The following is a 15,076-nucleotide window of genomic DNA, read 5'->3' on the forward strand; positions in this document are numbered from 1 at the left end:
TCATCATCCTGCTCTGCGGCGGCGACAAGTCGTCACAAAGGCTGACATCAAGAAAGCCATCGGCATGGCGAAGGAGGTCAAATGACCATCGAAACCACCAAATGGGATGCTTCGGAATTCCTCGACACCGAGGAGGCGGTCTTTGCCTATATCGAAGCGGCGTTCGAAGACGGCGATCCCGCCCTCATCACCCATGCGCTTGGCAACGTGGCCAGGGCTCGGGGCATGACATCCATTGCCAAGGACGCCGGCGTGACGCGAGAGGCGCTGTACAAGGCTCTAAGCGACAAGGGCGATCCCAAGCTTTCAACCCTGCTCGGCGTCATGAAGGCGCTCGGGCTAAGATTGACGGCCGAGCCCGTACCAACGGACAATCATGCCGAGGCACGCCTCGCAGGCTGACTCGCCACGGAAGCGACGCGGCCAACGTTGCGTCTGCTGGCTTCGACGAGATGGCTTGCTCCCGTACCTCAGGGCGCGAAATGCTCCCAAAGCCGGCTTGGTTCAGACCGGACGATAGGCGTGATTTCGCCGAATGTGTCCTTTGGACCCGGCTGCCTACCTATTGTGCAGTGCACATTAAATCTTCGTAATGCCGTGTTTTGGCCCTTTTCCGACAAACGCGCGTCCTATCTATTCGGCGAAATCGCGGCAGTGAGCCGTGAATTGCGCTAGAATACGACCACCTGGCTATGGCGTGTCGGACGGAGAGGTCTTTTGTCGATGCGTGGAAAAGTCATTCTTTCGTTGCTGGCGGTCGTCTGTATCGGCGCGGGCTGGCTCTATCTGTCGCCTGACGCGCTCAACAAGGCCCAGCAGCTCCTCGGCACAAAGCAGGTCGCCGCGACAGACAAGGCGGCGGCCGACAAGCCAGCGGCGGGGGACAAGGCAGGCGGCAATGGTGCGCGTTCGGCCTCGATCGTTTCGGCGACGGCAACGACCGCGGATTTCCCGATCCGCCGCTATGCGATCGGCTTCGTCTCCTCTCCGGCCGTGGTCAACATCAACGCGCGGGTTTCCAGCCAGATCGTGTCCATCGACGTCAAGGACGGGCAGATGGTGAAGGCGGGCGACCTCCTGTTCTCGCTCGACGACCGGGCGCTGAAGGCGCAACTCGCCAAGGACCAGGCAGCGCTCGCCAAGGACCAGGCGCTGCTTGCCAGCTCGAATTCCGATCTCCAGCGCGCCAAGGACCTTGTCGCCAAGCAGGCTGGCACGCAGCAGACATACGACCAGGCCGTTGCCGCGCAGAAGGCGGCGGCGGCGACCGTCGATGCCGACAAGGCGACGATCGACGCGGACAATGTCCAGCTTGGCTTTGCCACCATCACCGCGCCGATCGCTGGCAGGCTGGGTGCCGTGAATGTCGCAGTCGGCGACCTCGTGACCGTCAGCAATGGCAACAGCAGCACGGCGACGCCGCTGGTGACCATCACCCAGATGGACCCGCTGCAGGTCAACTTCAACCTGCCGGAAAGCAACCTGGCGCTGCTGCACAAGGCGCTTGCAAACCCGCGGCAGAACGCGGTGACGCTGACCAAGGATGGCGACCCGACGCCGATCGGCAAGGGCACGCTCGATTTCGTCGATTCCAGCGTCGACACCGCCTCGGGCACGATCGCCACGCGGGCAAGCATTCCCAATGCCGATCTTTCGCTGTGGCCGGGCCAGTATGTGAACGTCATCCTCGATGCCGGCATCATGCCGAAGATGACATCGGTCCCGACCGTCGCCGTCCAGCCCAGCCAAAAGGGGCCGTTCGTCTATGTGGTCAAGCCTGACAACACGGTCGAGATGCGGCCGGTGCAGGTGGCGCTGACCGAAGGCGAGAACAGCGCCATCAGCCAGGGGCTGAAAAGCGGCGAGAAGGTCGTCACGGAAGGCCAGACAAGGCTGAAGGACGGCGCGGCCGTGCATGAAGGCAAGGCGACGGCCAGTGCCGAGGCGCCCAAGGTTGCCGAGGCAGCCCAATGATCTCCGAATTCTGTATCCGCCGGCCAGTCGCCACCCTGCTGATGTCGTTCGCCCTCGTGCTGGGCGGACTGTTCGCTTACAAATTCCTGCCCGTGGCGGCACTGCCGAGCGCCGAATTCCCTGTCGTCAACGTCTCGGCCTCGCTGCCTGGCGCCTCGCCGGAGACCATGGCGACATCGGTGGCGACGCCACTGATCAAGCAGTTCGCGACCATCGCCGGCATCGATTCCATTTCGACCACCAACTCGCTCGGCCAGACCTCGATCGCCATCCAGTTCGTCCTCAACCGCGACATCGACGCGGCCGCCGCAGACGTCCAGGCGGCGATCGCGCGCACGCAGAAATCGCTGCCGCCGCAGATGACGGCGCCGCCGAGCTATCGCAAGGTCAATCCGGCCGATGCGCCGATCCTGCTGATGTCCCTGGTCAGCGACACGGTGCCGCTGACCGACCTCGATGCCTTCGCCGAAAACGTCATCTCGCCGTCGCTGTCGACCATCGACGGCGTCGCGCAGGTGTCGATCTTCGGCCAGCAGAAATACGCGGTGCGCATCCAGATCGATCCGACCGCGCTTGCCGCGCGCGGCATCTCGATCGACCAGCTGCAGGCGGCTGTCGCGTCCGCCAACAGCAACACGCCGCTTGGCGTGCTGCAGAACAACAAGCAGCAGCTGACCATCACCGCCAACACGCAGCTGACCGACGCCGCCGGCTTTTCCAACCTGATCATCGCCACCAAGAACGGTCATCCCGTGCGGCTGGGCGAGGTGACCCGTGTCGTCGATTCCGTGCAGACGACGACGACGGCGAGCTGGTACGACGGCACCCGCGCGATCATCATGGCGGTGCAGCGCCAGCCAGACGCCAACACGGTCGACGTCGTCGACAAGGTCAAGGCGATGCTGCCATCCTTCCAGGACCAGATGCCGGCGGCGGCCCAGATCAAGCTGCTCAACGACCGTTCGAGTTCGATCCGCCAGGCCGTCGACGACGTGCAGTTCACGCTGCTGTTGACCATCGCGCTGGTGGTGATGGTGATCTTCGTGTTCCTGCGCCGGGTGACGGCGACGATCATTCCGGCCGTGGCTGTGCCGATCTCGCTGATCGCCACGCTGGGCGCGATGTTCCTGTTCGGGTTTTCCATCGACAACATTTCGCTGATGGGCCTGACGCTCGCCGTCGGCCTCGTCGTCGACGACGCCATCGTGATGCTGGAAAACATCTTCCGGCACATGGAGGAGGATGGGCTGTCGGCCTTCGACGCGTCGCTGAAGGGCGCGCGCGAGATCGGCTTCACCATCATCTCGATCTCCATCTCGTTGGTGGCCGTGTTCATCCCGGTGCTTTTGATGGGCGGCGTGATCGGGCGCATCTTCAACGAGTTCGCCGTCGTGGTGACCGTCGCCATCCTGGCCTCCATGTTCGTGTCGCTGACACTGACGCCGATGCTGTGCTCGCGGCTGCTGTCGGTGACCAAGGCCGACCGCGAGGCGCACGGTACAGGCCATAAGCACGACCTCGTCACACGCGGCTACGACCGGATCCTGACCTTCTGCCTGCGGCACACCTTCCTGGTGTTCCTGGTCTTCATCGGCACCGCTGCGGCATCGGTGTGGCTGATCGAGGTCTCGCCGAAGGGCTTCTTCCCGCAGGAGGATATCGGCCAGATATCGGTGACCACCATCGCGCGCCAGGATATCTCGTTCGACGCCATGGCCAAGCTGCAAGGGCAGGTGGCGGCCGTGTTCTCGAAATCGCCCTATGTCGACCATGTCGCGTGGTCGGCGGGCAGCGGCAACAATGCGCTCAACCAGGGCCAGCTCTTCGTCCAGCTCAAGGGCAAGGACCAGCGTCCCAATATCGAGAAGGTGCTTTCGGATCTGCGCAAGCAACTGGCCGGCGTGGCGGGCATCGAGACCTACATGCAGCCGGTGCAGAATCTGCGGCTCGGCTCACGTTCGTCGGCCAGCGCCTATCAGCTGGTGGTTCAGGGCCTCGATACCGGATTGACCGATACCTGGGCGCAGAAACTGAATGACGCGATGGCGGCCGACCATGCGACCTTCACCGATGTCACCAGCGATCTGCAGAACAATGCGCTGCAGGCGTCGCTGGTGGTCGATCGCGACAAGGCCGCCCAGCTCGGCATCGACACCGACACGCTGCGCTCGGCACTTTATGGCGGGTTCGGCACCGACCAGGTCTCGACGATCTTCGGTTCGGCCGACAGCTACGAGGTCATCACCGAACTCGATCCCAAGATCGAATGGTCGCCCGAACGCATGCTCGCCATCCAGATGAGGACGGCGAGCGGCAGCCTGGTGCCGCTCGGCGCCTTCGCCCGGGTCGACCGCACGGCCGGAGCGCTGACCGTCAATCAGCTCGGCCAGCTACCGGCCGTGACCATCTCCTACAATCTGCCGCAAGGCGTGGCGCTGGGCGACAGTGTGAAACGCATCGACGCGCTGAAAGAGCAGATCGGCATGCCGACGGCGATCTCGACTTCCTTTGCCGGCACGGCCAAGACCTTCCAGGATTCGCTGGCCAACCAGGGTCTTCTGGTCGGCGGCGCGATCCTGACCATCTATATCGTGCTTGGCATCCTCTATGAGAGCTTCATCCACCCGCTCACCATCTTGACCGGCCTGCCATCGGCTGTGCTCGGGGCGGTTGTCGCCTTGCGCTTCGCCGGCATGGATCTGTCCGTGATCGCGGTGATCGGCATCCTGATGCTGATCGGCATCGTCAAGAAGAATGGCATCATGATGGTCGACGTCGCGCTCGAGCTGCGACGAGAAGGCATGTCGGCCAGGGACTCCATCCACAAGGCCTGCCTGATGCGGTTCAGGCCGATCATGATGACGACGCTGGCGGCACTGATGGGCACGTTCCCGATCGCGCTCGGCACCGGCGCCAGCGCCGAACTGCGCCAGCCGCTGGGCGTCGCCGTCGTCGGCGGCCTGCTGGCTTCGCAGGCGCTGACCCTGTTCGTGACGCCGGTGATCTATGTCTACATGGAGAATTTCTCCGGCTGGCTGGTCGGGCTCATGCCCAAGCGCAAGGCCGAGCCGTATGTGGTCGAAGAGGGCGATCAGCCTTCGCTGTTCGGCACCAACGACGACATCCCGGGCGAGCCGCAGAAGACGGCCGCCGAGTAACGAGCAACCGACATGGTAGAAGCTTGGCCCAAGCCGTGGTGCTTGCAGCCGGCGGGGCGGGACCGTAGTTTGCCGTCATGTCCCATGATCATGACCACGACAACGAACTCGATCCGTTTGCGGCGCGGGTACGCGCGCTGGAAACCATCCTGACCCGCAAGGGGCTGATCGATCCGGCGGCGATCGACGTCATCGTCGATACCTATGAGACCAAGATCGGCCCGCGCAACGGCGCCAGGGTCGTCGCGAAAGCCTGGAACGATCCCGCTTTTGCCGCGTGGCTGAAGCGCGACGCGACGGCGGCGATCGAATCGCTGAGCTATACCGGCCGGCAAGGCGAGCATATGCAGGCGGTGTTCAATACCGGGGATACCCACAACCTCGTCGTCTGCACATTGTGCTCCTGTTATCCGTGGTCCGTGCTTGGCCTTCCGCCGGTGTGGTACAAGGCGCCGCCCTACAGGTCGCGCGCGGTGATCGATCCGCGCGGCGTGCTCGAGGAGTTCGGGCTGGTGCTACCGGCCGGGACGAAGATACGCGTCTGGGATTCGACAGCGGAACTGCGCTATCTCGTCGTGCCGATGCGACCGGAGGGCACCGAAGGCTGGAGCGAGGAGCGGCTGTCCGAGCTGGTGAGCCGCGATGCCATGATCGGCACGGCTCTGGCAAGTCACCCCGCATGAACGGGCCGCAGGATCTCGGCGGACAGATGGGTTTCGGGCCGGTCGCGCCCGAACGGGATGAGCCGTATTTCCATGCCGAATGGGAGAGGCGGGCGCTCGGCGTGACGCTCTGCGCCGGCGGCATGGGCGCCTGGAACATCGACGAGAGCCGGCACGCGCGGGAATCGCTGCATCCGGCCGATTATTATGGCTCCAGCTACTATCAGATCTGGATCAAGGCGCTTGAGATCTTGCTCGAGCGGCATGGTTTCGTCAGCGCGCGCGATCTCGCGGCGGGCGAGGCGATCGATCCGGCGGCAACGCCCAAAAGGGTGCTCAAGGCGGAAAACGTTCCCGCTGTGCTGGCCAAGGGCGGTCCGTGCGACCGGCCGGTCGGCACAGCGCCGCGCTTCAAGGCCGGTGATCCAGTGCGGACCAAAAACTTCAACCCGACCGGCCATACCAGGTTGCCGCGCTATGCGCGCGACAAGCAGGGCACGATCGAGGCGGTCCGCGACGGCTTCGTCTTTCCCGACAGCAACGCGCATGGGCAGGGCGAAAATCCGCAATGGGTCTACACCGTGGTCTTCGACGGGAGCGAAATCTGGGGCGAGGGCGCCGACCCGACATTGACCGTCTCGATCGACGCCTGGGAGAGTTATCTTGAGCCGGCCTGAGGCGAACGGGCCCGCCGCCGGTTTGCCCGCCGGCTTCGACGCACCGGTGTTCGCCGAGCCATGGCAGGCCGAAGCCTTTGCCATGACTGTGGCGCTGCACGACAAGGGCCTGTTTTCGTGGATCGAGTGGGCGGACGCCTTGTCAGCCGAGGTGAAGAGGCCGGGTGCGGCCGCCGACGGCCATGATTATTACGAGCATTGGCTGGCGGCGCTGGAAGGGCTGCTCGCCTCCAAGGGGCTGGCCGCCAAACCCGATGTCGACGCGATGGCGCAGTCCTGGGAGCGCGCCGCGCACGCCACGCCGCATGGCAAGCCGATCCTGCTGGAGAACGATCCCGGGCCGACCGTAGGTGGTGGCCACACCGAGTAAGGTCGCCGTGGCCCGCGACCCGAATGGACCTACGTGCGCGTACCAAAAACACGGATAATAAGGAGAAGACTGCCGAAGGAGGCGAGACTACCGGCTATTGCAGAGAACATGAGTCGGCGCAGGTATTTAAATTCACTTTGGACCAAGATGCTGCTCACTCGACTGTTCTTGCGTGCAGCCCGCTCCCAATATGGCAGAGCTCTTTCATCGACCTTGGTTACAAGCGCTTCCGTCCTGGTCAGGGCGAGATAGATACCGCAAAGCACTCCCAAAAAGCTGACGAGAAACACGGCAACACACGCCCACACCGCAAGGTGGACGAGTAGTGGTTGTCCTTCCATGACCAACTTCATGTGCTCTCAATCCTTGGTAGTGCTGCCTTGCTAACTTAGGCGCCTTAACCTCTAGTTCCCACTGTCGCTTCAAATCGAGACATGGATTTTTGTTCCCTTTACGTTCTTGTCTTCGCTTGATAATCTGCGGCAGGGCGTTCGGCGCCGGTAGCGTCGATGCATGGCGGCTATCTTGTCTTTCTCTCGCGAATCCGGTCACACGATCTGATGGAATTTTCACCCCAACAGGATGAGGCGCTGCAGGCGGTCGCCCGCTGGCTGAAGGAAGGCCGGCCGCAGATCTTCCGGCTGTTCGGCTATGCCGGCACCGGCAAGACGACGCTGGCGCGCCATTTCGCCGAACATGTCGACGGGCAGGTGCAGTTCGCCGCCTTCACCGGCAAGGCGGCGCAGGTGCTGCGCTCCAAGGGCGCCACCAATGCCCGCACCATCCATTCGCTGATCTACCGGCCCAAGGGCGAGGAATCGGTCGAAGACGAGGTGACCGGCAAAACCTCGATGTCGCCGACCTTCTCGCTCAACCGGCAAAGCCCGATCTCGCGCGCCAAGCTTGTGGTCATCGACGAATGCTCGATGGTCGACGAGCAGCTTGGCCGCGACCTCCAGAGTTTCGGTACGCCCATCCTGGTGCTGGGCGATCCGGCGCAGTTGCCGCCAATTTCGGGCGGTGGCTATTTCACCGAGCACGAGCCGGATGTGCTGCTGACCGAAATTCACCGGCAGGCGCGCGACAATCCGATCATCCGGCTAGCGCTCGACGTGCGCGAGGGGCGCGAATTCATGCGCGGCGACTATGGCATGGCGCAGGTGATCGGCAAGGAAGATGTCAATCAGGAGCTGGTGCTCAAGGCGGACCAGGTGCTGGTCGGCACCAACCGCACGCGGCGGCGCTACAACAAGCGCCTGCGCGAACTGAAGGGGTTCAATGCCGATTACCCACAGGCGGGCGACAAGCTGGTCTGCCTGCGCAACGATCCGGCCAAGGGCCTGCTCAACGGGTCGCTGTGGAAGGTGATGACCTCGTCGCGCGAGACGATAAAGCCCGGCATCAACCTTCTGGTTTCGCCCGAGGAGGACGATCCGGATCGCGGTGTCGCCAAGATCAAGCTGCTCAAGGCGGCGTTCGAGGATCCCGACGCCGAAATCCCCTGGCAGCAGAAGAAGCGTTTCGACGATTTCGACTATGGCTATGCGCTGACCGTGCACAAGGCGCAGGGTTCGCAGTGGAACGAGATCGTGCTGTTCGACGAAAGCTGGGCCTTCAAGGAAACGCGCCAGCGCTGGCTTTATACAGCCATCACCCGGGCCGCCGAACGCCTGACCATCGTCAGGTAGAAGGCTCGGCGGGAGCGGCCTTGGCTTCCTCACTCGTCGGCCGCGCGCCGAGCCATTCCCAGGCAGCGGCTTCGTCCTCGATCTTGAAATGCCTGAATTCGACGGGCGACGAAACGGGCAAAGCGTGTCGTGCGTTCGGCGTCCAGTCAGGGGTGCCGATCGCCGCGCAACGGCCAATATGTTCCAATGCGTGAACGGCGCCTTTCTTGATGGTCTCATCGGAGATATCGACCCAGTCGACGCCGTCGTGATCGACTATGCGCACGGCCACGTCGATTCTCGGATGGAGCAAATAGGCCGCCTCCAGCAGGCCGAACAGATTCTCGGCATCGGCGGCCGAGACATGGCCAACCACATCGATGGCGAAAAGGTCGTCGCGGCTGGTGTCGATGCGGCGGATCGCCGGCACGGATTGGAGGAAATTCAAGGCGGTGCCTCCTTTCGCTGAATATCCTGGTCTTCTGGAACACCGGAAAGGCCCTATCTGTTCCCGTCAAAGACGCTATAGATGCGCCGTCTCAAATGCGCCGTGCCGGAACGAATGAGCGTGGCGCGCCTCGATCGCCTGTTTCACGGACGCCAAACCATGCCCGCCAAGCTTTCCGTCAACCTCAACGCCATCGCCATGCTGCGCAACCGGCGCGACCTGCCATGGCCCGATGTGATCGGTGTCGGCCGCCTTGCCCTTGCCGCCGGAGCGCATGGGCTGACGGTGCATCCGCGCCCCGACGAACGTCATACAAGGCATTCCGACCTGCCCCTGATCAGGGCGCTGATCGACGATGAATTCCCGCGGGCGGAATTCAATATCGAGGGCTATCCAAGCGAGGATTTCCTGGCGCTCGTGGAGAAGAATCAGCCCGAACAGGTGACGCTGGTGCCCGACGATCCGGCACAGGCGACCTCCGACCATGGCTGGGACTTCGCGGCGCAAGCGGCGTTCCTGACGCCTGTCGTCAGGCGTCTGAAAAAGGGCGGGTTCAGGGTCTCACTGTTTTCCGACGCGGATCCCGCCGGGATAGCGGCCGCGCGCGATACGGGCGCCGATCGCATCGAACTCTATACCGGTCCTTACGGCAGTTACCATTCCGATTCCGGCAAGGCGGCCAAGGAATTGGAAAGACTGGGGAAAACGGCCGACGCGGCCTTTGCCGCCGGTCTCCAGGTCAATGCCGGGCACGATCTGACGGTGGCCAATCTACCCGCGCTGGCAAGGCGCGTTCCGGCATTGGCCGAAGTGTCGATCGGACATGGGTTGACAGCCGACGCATTGGAGTATGGCATGGCCGGCACGGTGGGTCGGTTTCTCAAGGCTTGCGGCTGGTAGGGGTAGAGCTTCGCTTTGCAATATGGCAGTCATTGCGTGCACCTTGATGTCGTATCGCGGCATGCATAGAGCACAGCGCGCTTGTCGGGGAGTGGTCGATGGCCCTTGCCAATAGCGGGAGCGAGGCTGAAACCGTCGAGCAATCGAGCCATGCCGGGGTCGAGCAGCACAGCACAAAGGTTCTGATGCTGGGCGCGCTCGGCGTCGTTTATGGCGATATAGGCACGAGCCCGATCTACGCCTTCCGCGAGGCACTTCACGCTTCGCCCGGCATGGATACGCGCGTTCACGTGCTTGGCGTGCTGTCGCTGATCGTCTGGGCGCTGACGATCATCGTCACCATCAAATATGTCGCCTTCGTGCTTCGCGCCGACAACAAGGGCGAAGGCGGCACGCTGTCGCTGATGTCTCTGGCGCGCAGCGCCTATCCCAAGGGCGCCCGGCTGATCCTCGTGATCGGCCTTTGCGGCGCGGCGCTGTTTTTCGGCGATTCGATCATAACCCCGGCCATCTCGGTGCTGTCGGCGGTCGAGGGCCTGACAGTGGTGACCCCGACGCTGGACGCCTATGTCGTGCCGATCACGCTGGTCATCCTTGCCATCCTGTTCTCCGTGCAGCGCTTCGGCACGGGAAAGGTCGCGGCGGTGTTCGGGCCGGTGACGGCGCTGTGGTTCCTGGCCATCGGCGTCGCGGGGCTCTATCACTTGCTGGATGACCCATCGATCCTGCTGGCCATCAATCCCTATTACGCGGTCGCCTATCTGGCCAGCACACCCACCGCCGCCTTCGTCACTGTCGGCGCCGTGTTCCTGGCGGTGACCGGAGCCGAGGCGCTTTATGTCGATCTCGGCCATTTCGGACGCAAGCCCATCGTGCTGGCCTGGTTCTCCGTGGTTTTCCCCTGCCTGCTGCTCAACTATTTCGGGCAGGGCGCCTTTGTGCTCGCCAATGGCGGAAGACCGACCAATCCCTTCTTCCAGATGCTGCCTGACTGGGCACTGATGCCGATGGTGGGACTGGCAACGGCCGCGACCGTCATTGCCAGCCAGGCGGTCATTTCAGGGGCTTTTTCGCTGACCCGCCAGGCGGTGCAGCTCAATCTTCTGCCCCGCATCGAGGTACAGCATACGTCCGAAATGCAGTCCGGGCAGATCTACATGCCGCGCGTCAACCTGCTGATCGCGATGGGGGTGATGCTGCTGGTCGTCGGTTTCGGCAGTTCGAGTTCGTTGGCTTCCGCCTACGGCATCTCGGTGACCGGCGAAATGCTGATGACCACGATCCTGCTGTTCGTGGTGATGCGCAAGATGTGGAAATGGAAGCTGGCGCTGGCTTTGGCGCTGACCTTGCTGTTCGGCGTCATCGACAGCGGCTTCTTCCTGGCCAATGTCGTGAAGATCGTCGAAGGTGGCTGGGTATCGATCACCGTTGCCTGCCTGATGGGGCTGATCATGTGGACGTGGATACGCGGCACCCGCTATCTCTTCGACAAGACGCGCCGCAACGAGATCCCGCTCGATTTCCTGGCCGCCAATCTGTTGAAGAAGAAGCCACATCTGGTGTCGGGCACCGCGGTGTTCCTGACCAGCGATCCCTTGAGCGCGCCGACCGCGCTGATGCACAGCCTCAAGCACTACAAGGTGCTGCACGAGCAGAACGTCATCCTTTCGGTGGTGACCGCGCCGCAGCCCGTCGTGCCCGACAGCGAGCGGGTCAAGATGGAGACGGTCAACGAGCTGTTCATGCGGGTGACGTTGACCTTCGGCTATATGGAGCAGCCCAACATTCCGCGCGCGCTGGCGATCTGCCGCAAGCAAGGCTGGAAGTTCGACATCATGACGACGTCCTTCTTCCTGTCGCGGCGCTCCCTGAAAGCCTCGCCCAATTCCGGCATGCCGGTGTGGCAGGACCGGCTGTTCATCGGCCTGGCGCGCTCGGCGGCGGATGCGACGGAGTATTTCCAGATCCCGACCGGCCGCGTCGTTGAAATCGGCACGCAGGTCGCCATTTAACAGACCTGCTCGCAGGCCCATGAGTTCGCGATGGCTCCGGACGTGAGCCTTGCGAACGTCGCTTGGACAGACATCCGCGAGAAGTCGCCCGCAACAAGCCGCGCGCTGCGAATATGGGTGCCTAACGCTACGGCACTTGATATTGCATTGCAGCAAGCGTAGAGCACCGCGCGTTTATCGGAGTGTCGTACATGGCCCTTGCCAATGCTGGTAGTGAGGCAGAACCCGTCGACCAATCGAGCCATCCTGAAATCGAGCAGCACAGCACCAAGGTGTTGATGCTAGGCGCGCTGGGCGTGGTCTATGGCGATATCGGCACCAGCCCGATCTATGCGTTCCGCGAGGCGCTGGTCGCGTCGTCGGGCGGGCAAGTTGCCGACCGTGGCGACATTCTCGGTGTCTTGTCGCTGATCATCTGGTCGCTGACGATCATCGTCACTATCAAATACATCATGTTCGTGCTGCGCGCCGACAATCGCGGCGAGGGCGGCGTGCTGTCGCTGATGGCGCTGGCGCGCGGCAGCTTTCCGAAGCGCTCGGCGCTGATGCTCGGCATTGGCATCGTCGGCGCCTCGCTGTTTTTCGGCGACGCCGTCATCACGCCGGCGATTTCGGTGCTGTCGGCGGTCGAGGGCATGAATGTCGTCACCCCAACCTTCCAGCCCTATGTCGTGCCGCTGACGCTGGTCATCCTGGCCATGGTGTTCGCGGTTCAGCGTTTCGGCACCGGCGGCGTGGGGCTGGTCTTCGGCCCGGTGACCGCGATCTGGTTCCTGGCCATCGGCCTGTCCGGCCTCAACCACATCATCGCCGATCCGGAGATCCTGTGGGCGATCAGCCCGCACTACATCGTCGCCTTCCTGATCCATTCGCCCGATGTCGCCTTCGTCACCATCGGCGCCATCTTCCTTGCCGTCACCGGCGCCGAAGCGCTCTATGCCGATCTCGGCCATTTCGGCCGCAAGCCGATCGTGCTGGCCTGGCTGTCGATCGTGTTTCCTTGCCTGTTGTTGAATTATGCCGGGCAGGGCGCCTTCGTGCTGGCGAAGAACGGCGTGGTCGGGCATCCGTTCTTCGAAATGAACGAAGGCTGGGCGTTGATCCCGATGGTGGTGCTGGCGACAGCGGCGACCGTCATTGCCAGCCAGGCGGTCATTTCGGGGGCTTTCTCGCTGACCCGCCAGGCGGTGCAGCTCAACATGCTGCCGCGGCTTGAAATCCTGCATACGTCGGAAAAGCAGTCCGGCCAGATCTACATGCCGCGCGTCAACCTGCTGCTGGCCCTGGTGGTGATGATGCTGGTGGTCGGCTTCGGCGAATCCAGCAAGCTGGCGTCCGCCTACGGCATCTCGGTAACCGGCAACATGCTGGTAACGACGGTACTGCTCTATGTCGTCATGACCCGTATCTGGAAGTGGAAGCTGTCGGTGGCGATCCCGCTGACGGTGCTGTTCGCCTTCATCGACGTCGGCTTCTTCGCCTCCAACATCGTCAAGGTGTTCGAAGGCGGCTGGGCGTCGCTGGTCGTGGCCTTCACCATTGTGCTCGGCATGTGGACCTGGGTGCGCGGCAGCCGCTATCTCTTCGACAAGACCCGCCGCAACGAGATCCCGCTCGATTTCCTGGCCGGCAATCTGTTGAAGAAGAAGCCGCAGCTGGTCTCGGGCACCGCCGTGTTCCTGACCAGCGATCCCTTGAGCGCGCCGACCGCGCTGATGCACAGCCTAAAGCACTACAAGGTGCTGCACGAGCAGAACGTCATCCTTTCGGTGGTGACCGCTCCTCAGCCCGTCGTGCCCGACAGCGACCGGGTCAAGATGGAGACGGTCAACGAGCTGTTCATGCGGGTGACGCTGACCTTCGGCTACATGGAGCAGCCCAACATTCCGCGCGCGCTGGCGATCTGCCGCAAGCAGGGCTGGAAGTTCGACATCATGACGACGTCCTTCTTCCTGTCACGGCGCTCGCTGAAAGCCTCGCCCAATTCCGGCATGCCGGTATGGCAGGACCGGCTGTTCATCGGCTTGGCGCGCACGGCGGCCGATGCCACCGAATATTTCCAGATTCCGACCGGCCGTGTGGTAGAAATCGGCACGCAGGTGGCGATCTGACGAGTTCGATCGCCTCGGCTCGAGGGGAGGCGGTCATGAGTGGTGAATTGGTGCTTGTCACCGGCGGATCGGGATTCCTCGGCGCGCATTGCATCCTGGCCTTGCTCGACGCCGGCTACCGCGTGCGCACGACAGTGCGGTCCAGCAAGCGCGAAGCCGACGTTATCGCCATGCTGAAGGGCGCGGGCACCGATCCGGCCGGCAGGCTCTCCTTTGCCATCGCCGATCTCACGGCCGACGCCGGCTGGCCGGAGGCCGTCGCCGGCTGTGACTATGTCCTGCATGTTGCATCGCCGTTTCCGTCCGGCGTGCCGAAACATGAAGATGAGCTCATCGTTCCGGCTCGCGAAGGCGCCTTGCGGGTGCTCAGGGCGGCGCGAGCCGCCGGCGTCAAACGCGTCGTGCTGACGTCATCCTTCGCCGCTATCGGCTATGGCAAGATGCCGCCCGGCCAGCCGTTCACCGAGGAGAGCTGGACCGATCCGGCGGCCAAGGTCAGCGCCTATGTGAAGTCGAAGACGCTTGCCGAGCGCGCGGCCTGGGATTTCATCGCCGCCGAGGGTGGCGGCCTGGAACTGGCGGTCGTCAATCCGGTCGGCATTTTCGGACCGGTGCTGGGTTCCGACCATTCGACCTCCACCGAATTCGTCCAGCGCATGATGAACGGCGCAATGCCTGGCTTGCCGCGCCTGTCCTTCGGCGTGGTCGATGCGCGCGACGTGGCAGACCTGCATGTGCGCGCCATGACCAATCCCGCCGCCAGGGGCGAGCGTTTCCTGGCGGTCGCCGGCGATTTCATGACCGTGCGGGAGATCGCGCGGACAGTGAAGACGCGGCTCGGCGCGGCCGCATCGCGGGTCTCGACGCGGGAGCTTCCCGATTGGCTGGTGCGGGTGGTGGGGCTGTTCAACGCGGAAGCCGCGCAACTCGTGACGGAACTCGGCAAGGTCAAGAACGCCACCAACGCCAAGGCGGTGCGCATGCTCGGCTGGGCGCCGCGCTCACGCGAGGACGCATTGGCGGCGACCGGCGAAAGCCTGATCCGGCTTGGGCTGCTCAAGGCATCGAAGTAGCGGGGGGGGGGGAAGACTTCCCGC

Annotated in this window: 13 protein-coding genes; 11 read left to right on the plus strand and 2 right to left on the minus strand. The window is 63.4% G+C overall.

The window, feature by feature from the left end; translation table 11 throughout:
- Positions 1-81: 81 nt before the first annotated feature.
- From LB569_RS12680 to LB569_RS12705, 6 genes are all read left to right on the plus strand, one after another.
- A complete protein-coding gene (locus LB569_RS12680) occupies positions 82-402 on the plus strand; it encodes an addiction module antidote protein (protein WP_224692566.1) in 321 nt (106 codons plus the stop codon).
- A gap of 321 nt (positions 403-723) precedes the next feature.
- Positions 724-1,974: an efflux RND transporter periplasmic adaptor subunit gene (locus LB569_RS12685; RefSeq protein ID WP_224692567.1), complete on the plus strand. Its 1,251-nt coding sequence runs from the start codon at positions 724-726 to the stop codon at positions 1,972-1,974.
- Entirely contained in the window at positions 1,971-5,132 is a 3,162-nt protein-coding gene (locus tag LB569_RS12690) for an efflux RND transporter permease subunit (RefSeq protein WP_224692568.1), read from the plus strand. The genes LB569_RS12685 and LB569_RS12690 overlap by 4 nt, the downstream gene beginning before the upstream one ends.
- Before the next feature lie 77 nt (positions 5,133-5,209).
- The gene (nthA, locus tag LB569_RS12695) at positions 5,210-5,815 is read left to right on the plus strand and encodes a nitrile hydratase subunit alpha (RefSeq protein WP_224692569.1); all 606 of its coding nucleotides are present in this window, start codon (positions 5,210-5,212) and stop codon (positions 5,813-5,815) included.
- Entirely contained in the window at positions 5,812-6,471 is a 660-nt protein-coding gene (gene nthB / locus LB569_RS12700; RefSeq protein ID WP_224540066.1) for a nitrile hydratase subunit beta, read from the plus strand. Before nthA ends, nthB begins: the two co-directional genes overlap by 4 nt.
- Entirely contained in the window at positions 6,458-6,841 is a 384-nt protein-coding gene (locus tag LB569_RS12705; protein WP_224540068.1) for a nitrile hydratase accessory protein, read from the plus strand. The genes nthB and LB569_RS12705 overlap by 14 nt, the downstream gene beginning before the upstream one ends.
- Positions 6,842-6,870: 29 nt before the next feature.
- On the opposite strand, the gene LB569_RS12710 is transcribed toward LB569_RS12705, so the two are convergent.
- Positions 6,871-7,194 carry a hypothetical protein gene (locus LB569_RS12710; protein WP_224540070.1) on the minus strand — a complete coding sequence of 108 codons (324 nt, stop codon included), beginning with the start codon at positions 7,192-7,194 and terminating at the stop codon, positions 6,871-6,873.
- Between the two features lie 207 nt (positions 7,195-7,401).
- On the opposite strand from LB569_RS12710, the gene LB569_RS12715 reads away from it, so the two are divergent.
- The gene (locus LB569_RS12715; RefSeq protein ID WP_224692570.1) at positions 7,402-8,529 is read left to right on the plus strand and encodes an ATP-dependent RecD-like DNA helicase; all 1,128 of its coding nucleotides are present in this window, start codon (positions 7,402-7,404) and stop codon (positions 8,527-8,529) included.
- Here LB569_RS12715 and LB569_RS12720 read toward each other — a convergent pair.
- Positions 8,522-8,956: an STAS/SEC14 domain-containing protein gene (locus tag LB569_RS12720; protein ID WP_224692585.1), complete on the minus strand. Its 435-nt coding sequence runs from the start codon at positions 8,954-8,956 to the stop codon at positions 8,522-8,524. The two genes, LB569_RS12715 and LB569_RS12720, sit on opposite strands and share 8 nt — an antisense overlap.
- A 159-nt stretch (positions 8,957-9,115) precedes the next feature.
- Between LB569_RS12720 and LB569_RS12725 the strand changes: the two genes are divergently transcribed.
- The 4 genes from LB569_RS12725 to LB569_RS12740 all read left to right on the plus strand — a co-directional run bounded on the left by LB569_RS12725 (position 9,116) and on the right by LB569_RS12740 (position 15,052).
- Entirely contained in the window at positions 9,116-9,856 is a 741-nt protein-coding gene (locus tag LB569_RS12725) for a pyridoxine 5'-phosphate synthase (RefSeq protein ID WP_140702242.1), read from the plus strand.
- Between the two features lie 98 nt (positions 9,857-9,954).
- Entirely contained in the window at positions 9,955-11,868 is a 1,914-nt protein-coding gene (locus LB569_RS12730; protein ID WP_140701814.1) for a potassium transporter Kup, read from the plus strand.
- A gap of 191 nt (positions 11,869-12,059) precedes the next feature.
- The gene (locus LB569_RS12735) at positions 12,060-13,979 is read left to right on the plus strand and encodes a potassium transporter Kup (RefSeq protein WP_140701813.1); all 1,920 of its coding nucleotides are present in this window, start codon (positions 12,060-12,062) and stop codon (positions 13,977-13,979) included.
- A gap of 35 nt (positions 13,980-14,014) precedes the next feature.
- Positions 14,015-15,052, plus strand: coding sequence for an SDR family oxidoreductase (locus tag LB569_RS12740; RefSeq protein ID WP_224692586.1), 1,038 nt, complete (start codon positions 14,015-14,017; stop codon positions 15,050-15,052).
- Positions 15,053-15,076 lie beyond the last annotated feature (24 nt).

This window comes from Mesorhizobium sp. BH1-1-4 (genome assembly GCF_020165665.1).
Taxonomy (GTDB): domain Bacteria; phylum Pseudomonadota; class Alphaproteobacteria; order Rhizobiales; family Rhizobiaceae; genus Mesorhizobium.